This is a genomic window from Kitasatospora sp. NPDC127116 (genome assembly GCF_042677365.1).
Taxonomy (GTDB): Bacteria; Actinomycetota; Actinomycetes; order Streptomycetales; family Streptomycetaceae; genus Kitasatospora; species Kitasatospora lactacystinica.
The window spans coordinates 113,659-134,009 of sequence record NZ_JBHXTL010000008.1; the positions used below are offsets into that span (position 1 = coordinate 113,659).

Genomic DNA, 20,351 nt, shown 5'->3' on the forward strand with positions numbered 1-20,351 from the left:
GAGAGAACGCGGGCCCCGGCCGTCCGCACAGCGACCGGGACCCGCGGGTCCGGTGCGAGCGCCCCGCTCCCGGGGCGCTCGCCGCGAGGGGCCCTACTCCACCGTCACGCTCTTCGCCAGGTTGCGCGGCTTGTCCACGTCGCGGCCGAGGGCGACGGCGGCGTGGTAGGCCAGCAGCTGGAGCGGGATGTTGAGCAGCAGCGGGTCCAGTTCGGGCTCGCTCTTGGGCACCAGGATGCAGTGGTCCGCGAGCTTCTCCTCCGGCCGCCGGTGGGCGACGGCGATGATCCGCCCGGAGCGGGCCTTGATCTCGCCGAGCGTGGTCAGGTTCTTGTCCAGCAGCTCGTCGTCCGGAACCAGTGCCACGGTGGGCAGTTCGGGGCTGATCAGCGCCAGCGGGCCGTGCTTGAGCTCGCTCGCCGGGTAGGCCTCGGCGTGGACGTAGGAGATCTCCTTGAGCTTCTGCGCGCCCTCGCGGGCCACCGGGAAGCCGCGCACCCGGCCGATGAACATCATGCCGGTGGAGTCGGCGTACTCGGCGGCGAGCCGGGCGATGGCCTCGCTCTGCTCCAGCACCTCGCGGATCTGGTCCGGCAGCGCCTGGAGCGCCGAAACGATCCGGCGCCCGTCGGCGGGCGACAGGTCGTGGATGCGGCCGAAGTGCAGGGCGAGCAGCGCGAAGGCGACCACGGTGGAGGTGAACGCCTTGGTGGAGGCGACCGAGACCTCCGGACCGGCGTGCAGGTAGATACCGCCGTCACACTCTCGGGCGATAGCACTGCCCACGGTGTTGACGACGCCGAGCACCCGCCCGCCCTTGCGCTTGACCTCCTGGACGGCGGCCAGCGTGTCGTAGGTCTCGCCGGACTGACTGACCGCCACGTACAGGGTGTCCGCCTCGATCACCGGGTTCCGGTAGCGGAACTCCGAGGCCGGCTCGCTGTGCGCGGGGATCCGGGCCAGCTCCTCGATCAGCTGCGCGCCCATCTCGCCCGCGTAGTAGGCCGATCCGCAGCCGAGGATCTTCACCCGGCGGATCTCGCGCAGCTCCCGGGCGTCCAGGTTGAGGCCGCCGAGGTGCGCGGTGGCGAAGCGCTCGTCGAGCCGGCCGCTCAGGGTGCGCTCGACCGAGCCGGGCTGCTCGTGGATCTCCTTGAGCAGGAAGTGCTCGAAGCCGCCGGTGTCGTAGGAGTCGACCTCCCAGTCCACGGTGGACGGCTGGCGGTGCGTGGTGCGGGCGTCCGCGGTGAAGGTGCGGAAGCCGTCGGCCCGGACGGTGGCCAGCTCGCCGTCCTCCAGGTGGACGACCTGGCGGGTGTAGCGGACCAGCGCGGAGACGTCCGAGGCCGCGAACATCTCCTTCTCGCCGATGCCCAGCACGATCGGGCTGCCGTTGCGGGCGACCACGATCCGGTCCGGCCGCTCGCCGTCGAGCACCGCGATGCCGTAGGTGCCGACCACCCGGGCGAGCGCGGCCCGTACCGCGTCCTCCAGCTCGACGCCCTCGGCGACGTTCGCGGCGATCAGGTGGGCGAGCACCTCGGTGTCGGTCTCGGAGCGGAACACCGCGCCGTCGGCGGTGAGCTTGGCGCGCAGCTCGTCGGCGTTCTCGATGATGCCGTTGTGGACGACGGCGATCCGCTCGGCGTTGTCCAGGTGCGGGTGCGCGTTGGCGTCACTGGGGACGCCGTGGGTGGCCCAGCGGGTGTGGCCGATGCCGGTGGTGCCCTTGAACCGGGCCGGCACGGCGGCGGCCAGGTCGGCGACCCGCCCCTTCACCTTGCGGAGCTTGATCCCGCCGCTGCGCCCGGTGACGGCGACGCCGGCCGAGTCGTAGCCGCGGTACTCCAGCCGCGCCAGCCCCTCCAGCAGGAAGGGGGTCGCATCCTTGGGGCCGATGTAGGCCACGATTCCGCACATGCGTGGTCTCCTCTTCGAGGTCTTCAGAAGGTCGGGAACGACGGCTCAGCCGTAGACGATCCGCCGCAGCTGGCGGGCCGAGAGCTCCGGCGCCGAGACCCGGCGCTGCGGCAGTTCCTCGGCGAGCCGGGCGAAGATCCGCTCGTTGGTCAGTCCGCGCGCCTGGAGCTCGGTGTGGCGGCGGCGCACGTAGTCCTCGGTGCTCTCGGAGAAGTACGCCAGCACCTCCGCCACGACCCGCGCCGCCTCCCGGGGCCCGAGCGGGCTGGTCCGGGTGAGGTGGGCGAGGAGGTCTTCGTGGGGGTGGGGTGAGCTCGGCACGAGTGAGGAGCCTAGGTCGGCGGGCCCGTCGAAGCCAAAGTTTCTGCCCGAAATCGGGCAGACATTACGACTTTCAGACTGGATTCACTCCTTCTTCACATTCGACCGCCGAACGGCCACCCGATCACCCCCGTTCCCGAAAGCCCCTTGAAGCGGCACCAACTCCGCACGTAGCGTGACCCCCTGAACACGAAGCGGAAGACCGGAGGCTTGCTGATGTGCGGGATCACCGGATGGGTCGCGTTCGAGCGCGACCTCACCGCCGAACGGGGTGTCCTCGACGCGATGACGGCCACCCAGGTCCGCCGCGGCCCGGACGCCGGCGGCGTCCACCTGGAGCCGCACGCCGCGCTCGGCCACCGCCGGCTCGCGGTGATCGACATCGAGGGCGGCGTCCAGCCGATGACGGCCGAGCACGACGGCCGGACGCTGGCCGTGCTCACCTACAGCGGCGAGGTCTACAACCACCGCGAACTGCGCGCCGAACTGGAGGCGGCCGGGCACCGCTTCCGCACCCGCAGCGACACCGAGGTCGTGCTGCGCGCCTACCTGGAATGGGGCGAGCACCTGGCCGAGCGGCTCAACGGCATGTTCGCCTTCGCGGTCTGGGACGTCCGGCGCGAGGAACTGCTGCTGGTCCGCGACCGGATGGGCGTCAAACCCCTGTACTACCACCGCACCCCGGACGGCGTGATCTTCGGCTCCGAGGTCAAGGCCCTGCTCGCCCACCCCGCCGTGCGCCCGGTGGTGGACCTGGACGGGCTGCGCGAACTGCTCGGCTACACCCGCACCCCCGGCCTCACCCCGTACCGGGACATCCACGAGGTCCGGCCCGGGCACGTCGTCCGGGTGCGCCGCGAGGGCCTGTCGGTCCGCCGCTACTGGGCGCTGGAGGCACGCGAGCACCGTGACAGCCTGGAGGCCACCGTCGCCACCGTCCGGGCCCTGCTGGACGACATCGTGCACCGCCAGCTGGAGGCGGACGTCCCGCTCTGCTCGCTGCTCTCCGGCGGCCTGGACTCCAGTGCCGTCACCGCCCTCGCCGCCCGGACGCTGGGCGCCGCCGGGGCCGGCCCGGTGCGCTCCTTCTCCGTCGGCTTCGCCGGGCAGAGCGAGACCTTCCACGCCAACGACGTCCGGCAGACCCAGGACGGCCCGTTCGCCCGGCTGCTCGCCGCGCACGTCGGCGCCGACCACAGCGTCGTCGAGCTGAACGCCGCCGACCTGACCGACCCGTCCCGGCGCTCCGTCGTGCTGCGCGCCCGTGACCTGCCCAACGGCGTCGGCGACATGGACACCTCGCTGCTGCTGCTCTTCCGGGGCGTGCGCCGCCACTCCACGGTCGCGCTGTCCGGCGAGTCCGCGGACGAGCTCTTCGGCGGCTACCGCTGGTTCCACGACCCGAAGACCGTCGCCGTCGAGGACTTCCCCTGGGCCCTCGGCCTCACCGGCATCGCCGGCGGCGGTGCCACCCCGCGCGAACACCTCCTGGACGCCGAACTGCTCCGCAAGCTCGACCTGGACGGCTACCGCAGGGCCCGCTACCGCGACGCGATCGCCGAGGTCCCGCACCTCCCGGCGGCGGATCCGGTGGAACGCCGGATGCGCGAGATCTCGTACCTCAACCTGACCCGCTTCGTCTGCATCCTGCTCGACCGCAAGGACCGGATGAGCATGGCCAACGGGCTGGAGGTGCGGGTGCCGTTCTGCGACCACCGGCTGGTCCAGTACGTCTTCAACGCCCCGTGGGCGATGAAGTCCTTCGACGGACGGGAGAAGAGCCTGCTGCGCGCCGCCGTCCGGGACGTGCTGCCGGACGCGGTCGCCCAGCGGCCGAAGAGCCCGTACCCGGTCACCACCGACCCGCACTACCCGGCGAAACTGCGCGCCGAACTCGCCCGGCTCGCCGCCGAGCGCACCTCCCCGGCCCTGGACCTGCTCGACCGGCGGCGCCTCGCCGACGCGCTCGCCCCGGACACCGACCCGCAGTCCGTCCGGCTGGCCGTCGACCTCGCACTGGACTTCGACGCCTGGCTGACGGACTACCAGGTGACGCTGGAGCTGTGAACGGGCGCAGCGCGGCGCCCCGACCACCGGGGCCGTGAGCGCCGGAGCCCCGGAACGGCGGCGCGAGGAGGACGCCGGAGCCCCCGAACGGCGGCACGCGGGGCACCGGGGCGCGGGTACCACCACTCGGACGGCGCAGTGGCCCGCGCCCGCGCCCCCATACTCCGTCCGGGTGATTGTGAGGGGGAGCATCCCGCCGGTCCCGGCGGTCCGACCGTGCGATAGCGTCGCCGACACCTCCCGAATGGCGGGCGAATTCGCGGATTAACCGCTCATCTGCCGTCAGGATGGGAGCGAAACGTTCACCTCGATCCGCCGGGGGATCCCGTCATGCAGCCGCGAGTCTTCGCGATTCTCACCGCCCTGCTCCTGGGCGTCCTGGGCCTGGGATCGGTGGCCGTCACCGACTGGTCGCCCGCGGCGTCCGGCGCGGCCCCCGCCGCCGTCGCCCCCGGGGCCCCCGCCACCGGCGCCCGGCCGGCCGCGGCCGGGCCGGCGAGCGCCACCCCGACCGGCGACCCCGCGGTGTGGACCCGCTCCACGCTGCGCAACAAGCTGATGGCCGAGATGGACGCCACCGATCCCGGCGTCGCCCTGGCCGACCTCGACAGGATCACCAAGGAGAAGCCGTACACCGTGCGCTTCTGCCACCCGATCGCGCACGAGCTCGGCCACGCGGCGGTCAAGCGCTTCAACGCCGACTTCCAGAAGGTCATCTCCTTCCCGCACGAGACCTGCGCGGCCGGCTACCTGCACGGCGCGGTCGAGGAGATGCTCAACGCCTCCGCCCAGCCCGAGACCGACCTGCTCAAGCTCTGCGCGCCCAAGAACAGCGGCCCCTGCATCCACGGCGTCGGCCACGGCACGATGTTCGTGGTCAAGCAGGACGTCGCCAAGGCCCGCGACCTGTGCAACAAGTTCCCCTCCGACCAGAACCGGATCCGCTGCTCCGAGGGCCTGTTCATGCAGCTCTTCGGCCCGGACGAGGAGGACGAGCAGGCCAAGGCCAACCTGCCCGCCGACAAGCTCGCCCAGGACCCGCTCTACCCGTGCAAGGACCAGCCGGCGCTGTTCCAGTCCGCCTGCTTCTTCTACGCCCCGACCTTCTTCCTGTCCTCGCACGACTACCCGAACCACCCCGAGATCTACGCCGAGGCCCTCAAGTGGTGCCTCAACGGCAAGGCGAGCGGCGGGGCGGTGGACTGCAGCCGCGGTGTCGGCTCGCGCACCATGAAGTACAACCTGGACCGCGAGGACTGGGCGGCCGAGCAGTGCGCCACCGCCGCCGACGGCTGGCAGCGCAAGGCCTGCGCCGAGGGCCTGGTCAGCTACTACACGGTCAACTACACCGACGGGGGCGCGGCCGGACGGCTCTGCGCCAAGATCACCAACAAGGAGATGCAGGGGTACTGCCGTTCGGCGAGCGGCCTGTCCGGCTCGCTGGACTGACGCCCCGGTCTCCCGACCGACACCCGGTCCCGGCATGAGGGCCCGCGCCGCACGGCGCGGGCCCTCATGCGTAAGATCGCCCGATCATCGCCTGATCAGGGTGCGCCAAGGACGCCGCGCCTCGCCCAGCCCGTCCCCCCGGCCTCCCTGGAGCACGCCATGACCACCGAGGACTTCCCCGGCACCGACCTCCCCGGCACCGACTTCCGCCGCGCCGCCCACGCCACCGCCGACCTGGTCTCCGACTACCTCGCCGAACTGCCCGGCCGCCCGGTCTGGCAGCCCATGGACGAGACCGCCCGCCGGGCCCTGCTCGACGCCCCGCTGCCCACCGAGGGCCGCCCGCTCGACGAGCTGATCGGCGCCATCGGACGCGACGTCCTGCCGTACCCGATGGGCAACGGCAACCCGCGCTTCTTCGGCTGGGTCAACTCCGCCCCCGCCCCCGCCGGGGTGCTCGCCACCCTCGCCGCCTCCGCGATGAACCCCAGCTCGGCCGGCGGCGACCACGCCGACGTCCACCTGGAACGCGCCGTGGTCCGCTGGACGGCCGAGCTGGTCGGCTTCCCGCACCCCGCCGGCGGCGGCCTGCTCACCTCCGGCACCTCGATGGCGACCATCGTCTGCCTCGCCGCCGCCCGCGACCGGGCCGCCCGGCGGGCCGGCCGGGACGTCCGCGAGGAGGGCCTGGCGGGCCTGCCGCCGCTGGTCGGCTACGTCACCGGCGAGACCCACTCCTGCGTCCGCAAGGCCGCCGAACTCCTCGGCCTCGGCAGCAGGCACCTGCGCACCGTGGCCTCCGGCCCCGACGGCCGGCTGGACACCGCCGGCCTGCGGGCAGCCGTCGAGCGCGACCGCGCGGCCGGCCTGCTGCCCTTCCTGGTCGTCGCCTCGGCGGGCACCGTCGGCACCGGCGCGGTGGACGCGTTCGACCCGATCGCCGACCTCTGCGAGGAGCAGGGCCTCTGGCTGCACGTCGACGGCGCGTACGGCGCCTTCGGCCGGCTCGACCCGGCCATCGCCCACCGCTACGCCGGCCTGGAGCGGGCCGACTCGCTCGCCCTCGACCCGCACAAGTGGCTCGGCGTCCCGGTCGACTGCGGCTGCGCACTGGTCCGCGACGCCGAGGAGCTGCGCGGCACCTTCAGCCTCGTCCCGTCCTACCTGCGCGACGAGGCGGCCGGCGCGCTCGGCTGGTTCTCCGAGTACGGCACCGAGCAGACCCGTCCCTTCCGGGCCCTCAAGGTCTGGGCCACCATCGCCCACAAGGGCCGCGCCGGCCTCGCCCGGGACATCGCCCGGTGCACCGCGCTGGCCCGCCGGCTCGGCGAACTCGTCCAGGCCGACGAGGAGTTGGAGCTGCTCGCCGAGGTGCAGACCTCGATCGTGGCGTTCCGCCACCGCGCCCCCGGCCTGGACGAGGCCGCGCGCGACGCCCTCAACCGCGACCTCCCCGCCGCCGTCCAGCGGCGCGGCCGGGTCTTCGTCACCGGCGCCCGCCTCGGCAGCGCCGAGATGCTCCGCGCCTGCCTCCTCAACGCCGCCACGACGGAGGCCGACCTCCACCTCCTGCTCGCCGAGGTCAGGGCCGCGGCCCGCGAGCTGCTCGGGTAGGCCGCCGGACGCCGTCCGGCCTCCCGGGGCGGCCCCGCGCGTTCCTCCCGTAACAGCCCGGCGCGGACCGTAACCGGCTGGTCACGACGGATGCCCGACCGGGAAACACCGGTCGGGCACGGTGGCGGCATGGAGCATTCGAAGCCCTCTCCCCGCCGTGTCCCCGGTGCCCCCGACACCGTCCGCGCCCCCGCGGGTCCCCGCGCCCGCCGCACCCGTCACTGGCGCCGTGACACCGTCGAACTCGCCGCCGTCTTCCTCTCCGTCACCGCCGCCGACCTGGTCGCGAAGGTCGTCGTCCACGGCCCCGAGGGCCCGGCCGTCCTCGTCGGCTCCGCCCTCGCCCTGCTCGCCGTCACCCTCCTGCACGCCTGGGTGTCCCCGCACGCCCCGCCCCCGACCACCCTCTGGCGCGTCCGCACCACCGTCCTCGCCCACACCCCCACCACCCTCGCCGACCACCGGATCACCCTGCTCTCCCTCCACCCCCAGGAGCTCTTCCTCCGCACCGAGCACTCGGTGACCCCGGCCGTTCTGACGGCGCTGCTGACCACCACCGGCCACACCCTCCAGGACGCGCCGACCCGCATCGCCTGAGCCGTCGCCTCAGTCCGGGCCAGGGTCGTTGGGGTGGGGTTCGAGCGGGGTCACCACGGCGGTCATCCACGGCCACATCGGAAGGCTGCCGAGCACCTCCGCGCGCAGTTGCGCCTCGTCCGCCGCCCGCCAGACGCCGAGGCTGCGCCGTTCGCCGACCGGGCGCCACAGCCTGGCCAGGTGGCCGGTGGCGGCCAGCTCACGGGCCCGGACGGCCTCGGCGGCGCGCCGCCGGTCGACCTCCTCCTCGGCGGTGCCCTCGGGTACGGCGGTGGTGATCTCGACCAGGAACTCCTGCATGGCACGGCTCCGTTCTCAGCAGGTTCCGGCGGGTCACCTCCCGGACCGGGGCTCCGCCGCCCCCTCATCGTCCGTCGGCCGTCCGCCCGGCGCCATGTCGGCGGCCCTCCCGCGGCTGTCCCCGAGGCCCCGGTTCCGCTCAGGGGTTCGCCGGTGCGCGCCCGGGGCACGCACCGGCGAGGGGGTGGTTGCTCAGCCCTGGTCGGCAGGCTTCACGACGCACACGGCGTTGCCGAGCAACGTGCCGAAGCCGCCGAGCAGTGCGCTGGTGACGGACTTGCAGGCAGCGGCCTCCTCCGGGGTCTTGGGCCCCTGGTTGCCGGAGGGGTTGACGGTGGAGGAGGCGACGGCTGCGGCCGGCTGGGCGAGGGCGAGCGGGGCGACGAGGAGCAGCGCGCAACACGCGGCGGCCCGTACTGACTTCTGGAACACGGGGAACCCCTTCGGTAGGGAGTCGGGATCGGCGGAAAGCCGAGCCATCCCTACCCGAAGGGGCTTCCCCGCTCACGGATCCTGGGCCGTCCGTGAGCGTGTCCACATCATCCGATCAGCGGTCCGGGAGCTCCCCGGGGACCGTCCGTTCCACCTCCCGGATCGCGGCGGCCAGCTCGCCCACCCCGTGCTCCCGCAGCACCCCGTAGTGGTCGCCGGCCAGGTCGACCACGGTGGGCGGGGCGGCCGAGTAGCCGGTGCTGCCCTCGATGAAGGAGTAGTCGTCGCCCGCGGCCCTGAAGACGGTCACCGGCGCGTCCAGCCGCCGCTCGGCGAGTTCGCGGAAGCTGTACTCGAACTCGTACGTCTCACCGACGATCCCGGTGATCCGCCGGATGAGCTCCTCGTCCAGCTCCGGCAGCATCCGGTGCACGGAGGCCACGAAGGTGGGCTCGTCCACCGTGTCGGCCAGGCAGCGCTCCAGCTCGGGGCCGCTGATCCGGCCGGTGAACACCCCGAACAGGATGGTCAGGTACCCCTGGTTCGCGTACGAGGCCTCGCGGCCCCACCGCTCGCCGCCGGCCCGGCGCACCTTCGGATTGCCCGGGCAGATCAGCAGCAGCCGCTCCACCCGCTGCCCGGCCCGCTCCAGCTGCCAGGCCGCCTCGAAGGCGACCCGGGCGCCGAAGGAGAAGCCCCACAGCGTGTACGGCCCCCGCGGCCGCACCCGGCGCAGCTCGGCGACGTCGGCGGCGGCCATCTCCCCGATGGTCGGGTACGGCGTCTCGCCCGGGTTGATGCCGTGCGCCTGGACGCCGTAGAAGGCCCGGTCCCCGCTCGCCTCCCGGCCGAGCAGCCGCAGGTTCATCGGGTAGCCGCCCAGTCCGGGCCAGCAGAACACCGCCCGGTCGGCCCCTCCCGGGTGCAACCGGATCAGCCGCGAACCGGCGGCCGCTGCCCTGCCCGCGCCGTCCTCGCCGCAGGCCCGCTCGACGCGCGCGGCCAGTTCGCCCAGCCGGGGGCACTCGAAGAGCACCTGGAGCGGCAGGGCGATGCCGAACTCCCGGTTGATCCGGTGGACCAGGGCGACGGCGATCAGCGAGTTCCCGCCGGCGGCGAAGAACTCGTCCGTCACCGAGGCGTCCTCGTACCCCAGCGCCCGCCCCCAGGCCTCGGCCAGCCACCGCTCGTACCCGGTGGCCGGGGCGACGTACTCGCCGCGCACGTCGGCCGTGCGGACGGCCTCCGAGGCGGCCAGCGCCTTGAGGTCCACCTTGCCGTTCGCGGTGAGCGGCAGGGCGTCCGTCACCAGCACCCGGTTGGGCAGCATGTAGTCGGGCAGCAGGGTGGCCAGTTCGTCCTTGATGATCTCGGCCGGGCCCTTCATGTGGACGGTGTCCTCGTGCATGCCCTCGCTGCTGATCTGCTCCTCGCTCACCCTGCCGCCGAGGAAGAAGTACGACGGGCCGGGGGTGATGCCGAGACCGGCCAGGATCTCGTCGATGCGCCGCGAAGCGGGCAGCGGGTGGCCGGACTTGGAGCTGTAGCCGGAGGACATGAAGCCCAGGGACAGGCCGTTGCGCTGGAGGCGGTGCAGCACCGCGCCGAGCGCGATGTACTCCAGCCACTCCTCCTCGGCGCGGCCGACGGCCGTGATGCCGAACGCGGCCCGGGCGTAGACGGCCTGGTTGATCGCGATCACGTGCCGGGATTCCACCACCTCGTCCGAGACGTGCGTCAACTCGCCCTCGGCGTACCGGTAGAGGCCGCCCGGCAGGCCGTCCACCCGGTCCTGGTGGGCCTGGACGTACAGCTCGGTGCGCTCGGCCCGGGCCGGGCCGCCGGCCCGGACGACCGCGAAGCCGCCCAGGTAGTGGTCCTCCTCGGCGACGTCCAGCCGGTCCTTGACGGCCGGGTCGGGGCCGAGCGGACGCACGTCCAGCCCGTACTCGGGCAGCACCTCCTCCAGGACGCCCAGCATGTGGCCGGTCTCGAACTCCAGCACCTCCCGGATGTTGTTGCGGTAGACGGGTTCGACGGCGCCGTGCTTCCCGGAGAAGTGCAGCGTCAGGTACGCCTCGGCCCGGGTCCCGGCCGGCCCGATCCGGACCAGGACGTGCTCCACCGGGTGGTAGTAGTACAGCCCGGCCGCGAGCCCGTCCAGGCCGCCGGTCTCCAGGTACAGCTGGGTCGCGTACAGCGCGCCGGGCGAGGCGTAGGCGTACTTGGGCAGCAGCCGCTCCTCACTGTGGAACTGGCCGAACCACCGCAGGACGCGGCCGAGTTCGGGCAGGCTCAGCAGCTCCGGGTCACGGCCGAAGGTGCCGGCCGGGCGCGGGGCGAGCAGCGCGGTGAGGTCGTCCCGGGTGACCGCGCCGCCGTCGTAGAAGCGGTAGGTCTTGCGGGCGAAGACCTCCCGGCGCTGGGCCGCGGTCTCCTTCCGGCCGGGCAGCTCGACCCGCTCGCGGCCCGCCAGCCGGTCCCGGTCGCGCAGGCCCGGGTCTGACAGCTGGGCCTTGACCTGGAGCTTGCTGGCCTTGGACTGGTGGTGGCCGCCGTGGACGCCCTGGTCCATCAGGGCGGCCTCGCGCGGGTTGAGCTCGACGCAGGCGACCAGGTTCGGGTGCCCGGTGCGGCCGTCCCCGGTGACGACGGCGGCCGCACGGCGCACCCAGGTGTGCTCCTCGATCGCGCGGGCGATCTCGTCCAGCTCGACCCGGTACCCGCGCAGCTTGACCTGGTTGTCCACCCGGCCGGCGAACTGGAGGGTGCCGTCCGGGTTCCACCGCACGAGGTCGCCGGTGCGGTACAGCCGCTCGCCGGGGGCGAACGGGGAGCGGACGAACCGCTCCTCGGTCAGCTCCGGCCGGTTCAGGTAGCCGCGGGCCAGCTGGACGCCGCCGATGTACAGCTCGCCCACGCCGTCGGCGGCCACCGGCACCAGTTGCTCGTCGAGGACGTAGCACTCGGTGTCGGCCACCGGGCGCCCGATCGGCACCGATCCGGCGCCGTCGGCCGGATCGGCCGGGTCCACCAGGTGCGAGGTGGCGTTGATGGTGCATTCGGTCGGGCCGTACAGATTGACCAGGGCGGCCTGCGGCAGGGCCCGGCCCAGGTCGCGGGCGAGCCGCCGGGAGAGCGCCTCGCCGCCGGAGAACACCCTGGTCAGGCCGGTGCACCCGGCGAAGCCCTCGGTGTCCAGCAGCGCCCGGAGCAGGGTCGGCACGCACTGGAGCGCCGTCACCGCGTGCCGTCGGACGGCGGCGACCAGCGCCTCCGGGTCGCGGTGGAGGCCGGGGGTGCCGGCCACCACCCGGGCGCCGACCGCCGGGGCGAGGATCTCCCACTGCGCGGCGTCGAAGCTCATCGGGGTCTTCTGAAGCACGGTGACCCCGGGGTCGAGGTGGCCCGCGGAGTGCATCCAGTGCAGCTGGGAGACCACCGAGCGGTGCTCGATCATCACGCCCTTGGGCCGGCCGGTGCTGCCCGAGGTGTAGATCACATAGGCCAGCGACTCCGGTTCGACGGCCTCCCGCTCCTCCGCGTCCCGCGGCGGCGGGGCGTCCTCGACGGCGAGGACCGCCGTCCCGGCCGGGGCCAGCGCGGCCAGCCGCTCGCGCAGGTGCGCCTGGGTGAGCACGATCCTGGTGCCGCTGTCCTCGATCATGTAGCGGAGCCGGTCCTCGGGGTACTCGGGCGACAGCGGCAGGTAGCCGGCCCCGGCGTACAGCACGCCCCAGGCTCCGGCGACCAGCTCGACGGACGGCTCGACGTACAGGCCGACGCAGCCGTCCGGGCCGGCGCCCAGGCGGCGCAGCCGCTCGGCCAGCCGGCGGGCGGTCCCGACGAGCTCCTGGAAGGTGAGGCCGCCGCCGGCGCCGAGCACGGCCGGCGCGTCGGGCCGCAGGCGCGCCTGCCGGTCGAGCAGGCCGGTGAGCGCGGTGCCGGCCGGAGCGCGGCGGGCGTGCGGGACGACGGGGGTGGTGGCGGTGGTGGCGGCGGTGGTGTCGGTGGTGGTGGGGACGGACGGGGTGTCACGCATGGGAACGGCCTTCGGTACGTGGACGTACGGGGCCCGGCCTCCTGCTCACCAGGAGCACCGGGACGCAACCCACCGTCGGCCGCCCGCCGTCCCACCCGCATGAGGCACCGGCCGTGACCTGCGCCGACACCGTCCCGGCCGGGCGGCCCGCGGTCCCGGGCCGGGGCCCGCCCGGTCCCACCCCGCCGACCACGCCCCCGGGCATTCGCGCGTTCACGATCACGTAACCGAACGGAAGCGCACCGTCGGTAGCGTCGGCGGCATGAAGGCATCACGCACACGCCCCGAACGGCTCTGGCACCGGCCCTTCCGCAGGTCCGACCGCAGGTGCGCGGCGCCCGAGGGCCAGGCCACCCGGCTGCCCGCGCTCACCGGCGGACCGTACCGGACCGTCCGGCCGCACCCGCCCGCGACCCGCGCCGCCCGGACGCCGGACGCCCCGTCCCGGCTGTCCCTGCCGGACGGGACCGGGCTGCTGCTGCGCCCGGCCGGGCCGGCCGACCGGGAGGCGGCGCTGGCGATGCACGGCCGCTGCTCCCCCGTCTCGCTGCGGCAGCGCTACCACGGCCCGGTCCGCGACGCCGGCCGCTACCTGGACCACCTGCTGGACCCCCGGCACGGCCGCAGCTTCGCGGTGACCGCCCCGGACGGGCGGCTCGTCGCGCTCGGGCACCTGATGTGGGACGACGGCGAGGCCGAGCTGGCCGTCCTGGTCGAGGACGCCTGGCAGCGCCACGGGCTGGGTCTGGCGCTGCTGCGGCGGCTGTCGGCGGCGGCCCGATCGGCCGACGTGCGGACGGTGTACGCGGTGACCCACGGCACCAACAGCGGGCTGATCGCCGCGATGCGCCGGCTGGGCGCGCCGCTGGACTTCCGGGCCGAGGACGGCACCCTGGTGATCACCGCCACGTTGGCCGCCGGCGATCCGGCCGACTGTGCCCACCGTCCGGGCCACTGATCATTTCTTCACCAGATCCTTACCCGGGCACCTCGGGAACCCGGCGGTGCCCGTGGAGCGTCGTCAAGGAGTAGGGGCTCGGCCGGGGCCGAAGCCCCCTGGTCGCTCCGTACACCGCCCTCCTCGACGGGCCCTCAGCCGCACCCGCGAACGCGTCGCAGCAGGCGGCACGGGGTCCGGATCGTCCGGCCGGGCGACGGAGTCGGTAGGCTGACCCCCGTCCCCGCCGCCCGACGGCCCGTTATCCGGCCGCGAGCGGTGCCGCAGCAAGGAGGAACCACTGAGCATGGCAGGCACCGAATCGGAGCCCACAGGCGCACGCGACGCCTCGCTGCCGGCCCGCGCGAAGATCGCGGTGACCGCCGGGCGGGTCGCCGCCGCCGTGTCGCGCAAGGCCGGACGCGGGAGCGGCTCGGTGATCGGCGGCAAGGTCGCCCTCAGGCTCGACCCCGACCTGCTCGCCACCCTCGCCGACCACCTCGACGTCGTCCTGGTCAGCGCGACCAACGGCAAGACCACCACGACCCGCCTGATCGCCGAGGCGCTGCGCGCCGCCGGCCCGGTGGTCTCCAACGCCCTGGGCGCCAACATGCCCGCCGGCATCACCTCCGCCCTGGCCGGCGGCACGGACGCCCGCTTCGGCGTGATCGAGGTCGACGAGAAGTACCTGGCGATGGTCGCCCGCGACACCCGCCCCAAGGCGATCGCCCTGCTCAACCTCTCCCGCGACCAGCTCGACCGCGCCGCCGAGACCCGGATGATGGCCGAGAAGTGGCGTGAGGGCCTCCAGAACACCGAGGCCGTGGTCATCGCCAACGCCGACGACCCGCTGGTGACCTGGGCCGCCTCCTCCTGCAAGAAGGTGGTCTGGGTGGCCGCCGGACAGGCCTGGAAGGAGGACGCCTGGTCGTGCCCCGCCTGCGGCGGCGTGATGCAGCGCCCCGGCGACGACTGGTTCTGCCAGGACTGCGGCTTCCGCCGGCCCAACCCGCACTGGGCGCTCCAGGGCACCCACGTGATCGACCCGCAGCGCGGCGCCTGGCCGATCCAGCTCCAGCTGCCCGGCCGGGCCAACCTGGCCAACGCCACCAGCTCGGCCGCCGTCGCCGCCGTCTTCGGCGTCGCCCCGCAGGTCGCCCTGGAGCGGATGCGCTCGGTGGCCGCCGTGGCCGGCCGCTACGACGTGGTCCAGTACCAGGGCCGGGACATCCGCCTGCTGCTGGCCAAGAACCCGGCCGGCTGGCTGGAGACCTTCTCGCTGATCGACGGCCCGCCCGCCCCGGTGATCCTCTCCGTCAACGCCCTCGACGCCGACGGCACCGACACCTCCTGGCTGTGGGACGTCGACTACGAGCGCCTCGCCGGGCACCCGGTCTTCGTGATGGGCCAGCGCAAGCTGGACCTGGCCGTCCGCCTGGAGGTCGCCGGACTCCAGTTCCACGTGGTCGACACCCTGGAGCAGGCCGTCCGGATGGCCCCGCCCGGCCGGATCGAGGCCATCGCCAACTACACCGCCTTCCAGCAGCTGCGGAAGGTCGTGGCCGGCTGATGCCGCGCCCGCACACCAGTCTTTACGTGACGGAAGGCCTTCGAGGATGAGTGAGAGCAGCCTGCGCGTGGTCTGGGTCTACCCGGACCTGCTCAGCACCTACGGCGACCGGGGCAACGCCCTGGTCGTGGAGCGCCGGGCCCGCCAGCGCCACCTCAACGTGACCCGGATCGACGTCCGCTCCGACCAGGCGATCCCCACCAGCGGTGACATCTACCTGATCGGCGGCGGCGAGGACCGCCCGCAGCGCCTGGCCGCCGAGCGGCTGCGCGCCGACAGCGGCCTGGTGCGGGCCGCCGAGAACGGCGCGATCATCTTCGGCGTCTGCGCCGGCTTCCAGATCATGGGCCACGAGTTCATCAACGACCTCGGCGAGCGCGAGCCGGGCCTGGGCCTGCTCGACGTCTGGACCGCCCGCGGCGAGGGCGAGCGCTGCGTCGGCGACGTGCTCGCCGACGTCGACCCCCGGCTCGGTCTGCCGCAGCTGACCGGCTTCGAGAACCACCAGGGCGTCACGCATCTCGGCCAGGGCGTGCAGCCCTTCGCCACCGTCTCCGTCGGCCGGGGCAACGGCACCGGGGACGGCACCGAGGGCGCCTGGCGGGACACCGTGTTCGGCACCTACCTGCACGGCCCGGTGCTGGCCCGCAACCCCGCCGTGGCCGACATGCTGCTCAAGCTGGCGCTGGACGTCAACGCCCTGCCGCCGGCCGACACCACCTGGTACGACGCGCTGCGCGCCGAGCGCATCGCGGCCGCGACGCGCCCCCAGTAGTACGTCCGGTACGCCCCGGCCGGGTGCCCGCCATGCGGTCACCCGGTCCGCGGGTGGCCCCGGAAGTACCACAATGGGGCTGCCTACTGCACACCCTCCTCGGCAGCAGGCTGCAATTCCGCGCGGGGGCGCCGACGGCGCCGCTCCCGCGTCGGCTCCTGCCCGGCCGGACCAGGGGCCGTATGCTCGACTTCACGGCCGTTTTCGGGCGTTCTGTCCGGATCGGCCGGTCCTTCACCCCACGGCCACCTCCCCGCCATCGCGGCGTGGGAGCGCCCCGTTACGGTGACGGCTCGTCGTCCCAGCCTGTAGTCCGGCCGTTCCTCGGTTCTGCTCGGGAGTTGCAAAGCTAATGCGTATTGGAGTGCTGACCAGCGGCGGTGACTGCCCCGGCCTGAACGCGGTGATCCGCTCCGTGGTCCACCGGGGGGTGGTCGACCACGGCGACGAGATCATCGGGTTCGAGGACGGGTGGCGCGGATTCCTGGAGGGCCACCACCGCCCCCTGACCCTGGATTCGGTGAGCGGCATCCTGGCCCAGGGCGGCACCATCCTCGGTTCGTCCCGGGTCCAGCCGAGCCACCTGCGGGACGGCGTCGAGCGGGCCAAGCGGTACTGCTCCGACCTCGGCCTCGACGCGGTCATCCCGATCGGCGGCGAGGGCACCCTCAAGGCCGCCAAGCTGATGAGCGACGCGGGCCTGCCGATCGTCGGGGTGCCGAAGACCATCGACAACGACATCGCCGCCACCGACGTGACCTTCGGCTTCGACACCGCCGTCTCGGTGGCCACCGAGGCGCTGGACCGGCTGAAGACCACCGCCGAGTCCCACCAGCGGGTCATGGTCGTCGAGGTCATGGGCCGGCACACCGGCTGGATCGCGCTGAACGCGGGCATGGCGGCCGGCGCCCACGCCATCGTCGTCCCGGAACGCCCGTTCCACATCGACAAGCTCACCGATGTCGTCCGCGAGCGCTTCGACCGCCAGAAGAAGTTCGCCATCGTGGTCTGCGCCGAAGGCGCCAAGCCCGAGCCCGGCACCATGCACTGGGAGGAGGGCACCAAGGACATCTACGGCCACGAGCGGTTCACCGGCATCGCCACCCAGCTCTCCCGCGAACTGGAGCACCGCCTCGGCAAGGAGGCCCGCCCGGTGATCCTCGGCCACACCCAGCGCGGCGGCACCCCGACCGCCTACGACCGGGTGCTCGCCACCCGCTTCGGCTGGCATGCCGTCGAGGCCGTCCACAAGGGCGCCTTCGGGCACATCACCGCGCTGCAGGGCACCAACATCAACCTGGTGCCGCTGGCCGAGGCGGTCGCCGAACTGAAGACCGTGCCGCAGGACCGCTACCTGGAGGCCGAGACGGTCATCTGACCGCCCTCCGCCCCTCCCGAGGCCCCCGGACCGCGCCGTCCGGGGGCCTCGGCGCGTCCCGGGGACGGGCCGCCGCAACCGGCGGGCGTCCGCGGGCCCCGGCCGTTAGCGTGTCCGGCATGGAGATCCTCGCGTACGGAGTACAGGCCGACGAGCGGCCGCTGCTGGAGCAGGCCTTCGCCGGCCGGCACGGGCTGCGCTGCCTGGACGTGTTCCTCAACCGCGACACGGCCCCGCTCGCCGCCGGCTACCCCGCCGTCAGCAGCAGCGTCAACGACGTCCTCGACGCCGGTACCCTCGCCATCCTCGCCGCCGGCGGAACGAAGCTGATCGCCCAGCGCTCCACCGGCTTCAACAACATCGACCTCGACGCCGCCGCCGAACTCGGCCTCACCGTCGCCCGGGTCTCCCACTACAGCCCGTACGCGGTCGCCGAACACGCCTGGGCCCTCGCCCTCGCCGTCAACCGCCGCCTCACCCGCGCCGCCAACCGCTCCCGCGAGTTCGACTTCCGCCTCGACGGCCTGCTCGGCCGGGACATCCACGGCATGACGGTCGGCGTCATCGGCACCGGCAAGATCGGCGAATGCTTCGCCCGCATCGCCGCCGGCTTCGGCACCGAACTCCTCGGCTGGGACATCGCCCCCAACCCCGCCTGCCTCGACCTCGGCATGCACTACACCGAACTGCCCGAACTCCTCACCCGCGCCGACCTGGTGAGCCTCCACGTACCCCTGCTCCCGGCCACCCACCACCTGATCGACGGCGCCGCCCTCGCCCGGATGAAGGACGACGCCATCCTGATCAACTCCAGCCGCGGCGGCCTCGTCGACAGCGCCGCCCTCGTCGAAACGCTGCGCGCCGGACGCCTCTCCGGCGTCGGCCTCGACGTCTACGAGGAGGAGACCGGCGTCTTCTTCACCGACCGCTCCATCGAGGGCATCACCGACGACACCCTCGCCCGCCTCGTCACCTTCCCCCAGGTCCTCGTCACCAGCCACCAGGCCTACTTCACCCGCACCGCCGTCGGCCAGATCATCGACGCCACCGCCCGCAACATCGACGACCACGCCGCCGGCCGCACCAACGAGAACACCCTCGTCCCCAGGAAGTAGCCCACCGGAATCCGGAACGCGAGCTCCTCGGTCCGCAGTCGTACTCTCGTGCCCGCCGCGGGTGGTGACCCGTGTCACGGGAACCGGTGTCGCCGCTCGGACAAGGCATGACGTGAACCATCCACACTCCCGGCTCCGGGCCGGGAACCCCGAAGCGTTCCGCGACCTCTTCCGGGACCACGCCTCGTTGGTGTACCGCCACGCCGTGCGCGTGACCGGAAGCTGGGCACTCGCCGAGGACGTGGTCTCGCTGACCTTCCTCGAAGCCTGGCGCCTGCGCGGGAAACTCCGCGACGAGGGCGACAGTCCACGCCCCTGGCTCATGGGCATCGCCGTCAACGTGCTGCGCAACACGACGCGCGCCGCCCGCCGCCACGGCGCGGCCATGGCCCGCATGCCCGCGGCCGATCCGGTCCCCGACTTCGCCGACGAACTCGTCGGCCGCATGGCCGACTCCGAGCAACTCGCGGCCGCCCACAAGGCCTTGGGGCGCCTGCGGCGCTCGGAACGCGAGGTCTTCGCCCTCTGCGTCTGGTCCGGGCTCGGCTACGCGGAAGCGGCAGCCACCCTCGGCGTACCCGTCGGCACCGTACGCTCGCGCCTCTCCCGCGCCCGCACCCGACTGCGCGGACTCGCGGCCGAGGAACTGCGCGCCGCGAAGAAGAACACGGAACCGCTCCCGATCCCCGGACAAGTACAGGACAGCCGCAGCACTGCGGCCCGGCCGCACAAGGAGACGCACCGATGATCCGCAACTCGCGGCGGCGCACCGAACCGCTCGACCACGCGGAACTGGCCCGTCTGCTGCCGGCGCCGGCCGATCCCCAACTGGCGGCCAGCCGCCAGGACCTGCTCGAGGAGCACTTGATGAGCGAGATCCACCGGCCCGACCACGCCCCCGCGGCGTCCCCGGTACGGCGCCCGCTGCGCCGCACCGTCCTCTTCGCGGCGCCCGTCGCCGCGGCCGCGGCCCTGGCCCTGGTCGTCTCCCTGAGCAACTCGGCTGGCACCGGCACCGTCGCCTCCCCGCAGCCGGTCAAGGCACCCGTCGTGCAGATCGAGGAGGGGAGCACCGTCCAGCTCGCCTCGACGGTCCACGCGATCGCCGCCGCCGCGACGGCGCGCACCACGCCCCAGCCCGGACCGGGCCAGTACATCTACATCAAGAGCCAGGTCTCCTTCATGGCCACCCGTCACAACGCGGACACCGGGGAGTCCGTCACCTGGGTCCAGCCGCTGCACGACCGCGAGGTGTGGAAGTCCCCCGACGGCACCAAGGGTTGGCTGGACGAGCCGGGCTACCAGGACAAGGGCGGCATCACGCTGGACACCAACGAGCCCCGCAAGCAGCTGTCCTACACGTGGCTGGCGGCCCAACCCGCCGACCCCGACGCGTTCCTGAAGTCCGTCTACTCGACGGTGAGCGGCACCCGGGACCACGACCAGCAGGCGTTCAACGAGATCGGCTCCATCATCCGCGAGCAGCTCGTCCCGTCCGGCCTCGCCGCCTCGCTCTACGAGGCCGCCGGCAAGATCCCGGGCGTCGTCGTGGTCGAGCACGCGCAGGACGCCTCCGGCCGCGACGGCATCGCGTTGGCGCGACTCGACCCGCAGACCGGCGAGCGATCGGAGTGGATCTTCGACCGGGACAGCCACCAGTACCTCGGCAGCCGTGGTGTGCAGGTCCGGGAGGTCAACGGCATCAAGCCCGGCACCGTCGTGGAGCGCACGACCATCCTCACCCGGGCCGTCGTCGACGCGAAGAACCGGCGTCCCGGCGCCGGGCAGGCCACGGCCTGACGGTCCGCACCGGGTGGGGCGTCCGCACCGGGCG

The 20,351-nt window shown here is 73.5% G+C and carries 16 protein-coding genes; 11 read left to right on the top strand and 5 right to left on the bottom strand.

Going from position 1 to position 20,351, the window contains the following annotated elements; all coding sequences use genetic code 11:
• Positions 1–93: 93 nt before the first annotated feature.
• Together glmS and ACFVHV_RS05555 are read right to left on the bottom strand one after the other, a co-directional pair.
• Positions 94–1,920: a glutamine--fructose-6-phosphate transaminase (isomerizing) gene (gene glmS / locus ACFVHV_RS05550; protein WP_359898467.1), complete on the bottom strand. Its 1,827-nt coding sequence runs from the start codon at positions 1,918–1,920 to the stop codon at positions 94–96.
• Between the two features lie 45 nt (positions 1,921–1,965).
• The gene (locus tag ACFVHV_RS05555; RefSeq protein ID WP_359898466.1) at positions 1,966–2,241 is read right to left on the bottom strand and encodes a hypothetical protein; all 276 of its coding nucleotides are present in this window, start codon (positions 2,239–2,241) and stop codon (positions 1,966–1,968) included.
• A gap of 216 nt (positions 2,242–2,457) precedes the next feature.
• On the opposite strand from ACFVHV_RS05555, the gene asnB reads away from it, so the two are divergent.
• From asnB to ACFVHV_RS05575, 4 genes are all read left to right on the top strand, one after another.
• A complete protein-coding gene (asnB, locus tag ACFVHV_RS05560) occupies positions 2,458–4,308 on the top strand; it encodes an asparagine synthase (glutamine-hydrolyzing) (protein ID WP_359898465.1) in 1,851 nt (616 codons plus the stop codon).
• A gap of 330 nt (positions 4,309–4,638) precedes the next feature.
• Complete coding sequence (locus ACFVHV_RS05565; protein ID WP_380348982.1) at positions 4,639–5,757, top strand: hypothetical protein; 1,119 nt, start codon at positions 4,639–4,641, stop codon at positions 5,755–5,757.
• A 159-nt stretch (positions 5,758–5,916) separates the two neighbouring features.
• Positions 5,917–7,371, top strand: a complete 1,455-nt coding sequence (locus ACFVHV_RS05570; protein ID WP_380348983.1) for a pyridoxal phosphate-dependent decarboxylase family protein — start codon at positions 5,917–5,919, stop codon at positions 7,369–7,371.
• 129 nt (positions 7,372–7,500) lie between these two features.
• Positions 7,501–7,968 carry a hypothetical protein gene (locus ACFVHV_RS05575; RefSeq protein WP_380348985.1) on the top strand — a complete coding sequence of 156 codons (468 nt, stop codon included), beginning with the start codon at positions 7,501–7,503 and terminating at the stop codon, positions 7,966–7,968.
• A 9-nt stretch (positions 7,969–7,977) separates the two neighbouring features.
• Here ACFVHV_RS05575 and ACFVHV_RS05580 read toward each other — a convergent pair whose 3' ends face one another.
• From ACFVHV_RS05580 to ACFVHV_RS05590, 3 genes are all read right to left on the bottom strand, one after another.
• A complete protein-coding gene (locus ACFVHV_RS05580) occupies positions 7,978–8,268 on the bottom strand; it encodes a muconolactone Delta-isomerase family protein (RefSeq protein WP_380348987.1) in 291 nt (96 codons plus the stop codon).
• Positions 8,269–8,460: 192 nt separating this feature from the next.
• Positions 8,461–8,700, bottom strand: coding sequence for a hypothetical protein (locus ACFVHV_RS05585; RefSeq protein WP_380348989.1), 240 nt, complete (start codon positions 8,698–8,700; stop codon positions 8,461–8,463).
• Positions 8,701–8,815: 115 nt separating this feature from the next.
• On the bottom strand, positions 8,816–12,742 hold the full coding sequence (locus tag ACFVHV_RS05590; RefSeq protein ID WP_380348990.1) for an amino acid adenylation domain-containing protein: 3,927 nt from the start codon (positions 12,740–12,742) through the stop codon (positions 8,816–8,818).
• A 262-nt stretch (positions 12,743–13,004) separates the two neighbouring features.
• Here ACFVHV_RS05590 and ACFVHV_RS05595 point away from each other — a divergent pair, with 262 nt between their 5' ends.
• The 7 genes from ACFVHV_RS05595 to ACFVHV_RS05625 all read left to right on the top strand — a co-directional run bounded on the left by ACFVHV_RS05595 (position 13,005) and on the right by ACFVHV_RS05625 (position 20,317).
• Positions 13,005–13,700 (top strand): GNAT family N-acetyltransferase, encoded by a 696-nt coding sequence (locus ACFVHV_RS05595; RefSeq protein ID WP_380348992.1) that lies wholly within the window; start codon positions 13,005–13,007, stop codon positions 13,698–13,700.
• 286 nt (positions 13,701–13,986) lie between these two features.
• Positions 13,987–15,249, top strand: coding sequence for a MurT ligase domain-containing protein (locus tag ACFVHV_RS05600; protein ID WP_359898457.1), 1,263 nt, complete (start codon positions 13,987–13,989; stop codon positions 15,247–15,249).
• A 46-nt stretch (positions 15,250–15,295) separates the two neighbouring features.
• Positions 15,296–16,024: a glutamine amidotransferase gene (locus tag ACFVHV_RS05605; RefSeq protein ID WP_359898456.1), complete on the top strand. Its 729-nt coding sequence runs from the start codon at positions 15,296–15,298 to the stop codon at positions 16,022–16,024.
• Between the two features lie 352 nt (positions 16,025–16,376).
• Positions 16,377–17,402, top strand: coding sequence for a 6-phosphofructokinase (locus ACFVHV_RS05610; RefSeq protein ID WP_359898455.1), 1,026 nt, complete (start codon positions 16,377–16,379; stop codon positions 17,400–17,402).
• A gap of 119 nt (positions 17,403–17,521) precedes the next feature.
• Positions 17,522–18,517 (top strand): 2-hydroxyacid dehydrogenase, encoded by a 996-nt coding sequence (locus ACFVHV_RS05615; protein ID WP_380348995.1) that lies wholly within the window; start codon positions 17,522–17,524, stop codon positions 18,515–18,517.
• A gap of 112 nt (positions 18,518–18,629) precedes the next feature.
• On the top strand, positions 18,630–19,265 hold the full coding sequence (locus ACFVHV_RS05620; RefSeq protein WP_359898453.1) for an RNA polymerase sigma factor: 636 nt from the start codon (positions 18,630–18,632) through the stop codon (positions 19,263–19,265).
• Entirely contained in the window at positions 19,262–20,317 is a 1,056-nt protein-coding gene (locus ACFVHV_RS05625) for a CU044_5270 family protein (protein WP_380348997.1), read from the top strand. The genes ACFVHV_RS05620 and ACFVHV_RS05625 overlap by 4 nt, the downstream gene beginning before the upstream one ends.
• Positions 20,318–20,351 lie beyond the last annotated feature (34 nt).

Excerpts from the sequence above, each read along its gene's own strand:
- glmS (WP_359898467.1), bottom strand. The coding sequence starts at position 1,920 with ATGTGCGGAATCGTGGCCTACATCGGCCCCAAGGATGCGACCCCCTTC.
- asnB (WP_359898465.1), top strand. The coding sequence starts at position 2,458 with ATGTGCGGGATCACCGGATGGGTCGCGTTCGAGCGCGACCTCACCGCC.
- ACFVHV_RS05565 (WP_380348982.1), top strand. The coding sequence starts at position 4,639 with ATGCAGCCGCGAGTCTTCGCGATTCTCACCGCCCTGCTCCTGGGCGTC.
- ACFVHV_RS05570 (WP_380348983.1), top strand. The coding sequence starts at position 5,917 with ATGACCACCGAGGACTTCCCCGGCACCGACCTCCCCGGCACCGACTTC.
- ACFVHV_RS05575 (WP_380348985.1), top strand. The coding sequence starts at position 7,501 with ATGGAGCATTCGAAGCCCTCTCCCCGCCGTGTCCCCGGTGCCCCCGAC.
- ACFVHV_RS05580 (WP_380348987.1), bottom strand. The coding sequence starts at position 8,268 with ATGCAGGAGTTCCTGGTCGAGATCACCACCGCCGTACCCGAGGGCACC.
- ACFVHV_RS05590 (WP_380348990.1), bottom strand. The coding sequence starts at position 12,742 with ATGCGTGACACCCCGTCCGTCCCCACCACCACCGACACCACCGCCGCC.
- ACFVHV_RS05595 (WP_380348992.1), top strand. The coding sequence starts at position 13,005 with ATGAAGGCATCACGCACACGCCCCGAACGGCTCTGGCACCGGCCCTTC.
- ACFVHV_RS05600 (WP_359898457.1), top strand. The coding sequence starts at position 13,987 with ATGGCAGGCACCGAATCGGAGCCCACAGGCGCACGCGACGCCTCGCTG.
- ACFVHV_RS05605 (WP_359898456.1), top strand. The coding sequence starts at position 15,296 with ATGAGTGAGAGCAGCCTGCGCGTGGTCTGGGTCTACCCGGACCTGCTC.
- ACFVHV_RS05610 (WP_359898455.1), top strand. The coding sequence starts at position 16,377 with ATGCGTATTGGAGTGCTGACCAGCGGCGGTGACTGCCCCGGCCTGAAC.
- ACFVHV_RS05615 (WP_380348995.1), top strand. The coding sequence starts at position 17,522 with ATGGAGATCCTCGCGTACGGAGTACAGGCCGACGAGCGGCCGCTGCTG.
- ACFVHV_RS05625 (WP_380348997.1), top strand. The coding sequence starts at position 19,262 with ATGATCCGCAACTCGCGGCGGCGCACCGAACCGCTCGACCACGCGGAA.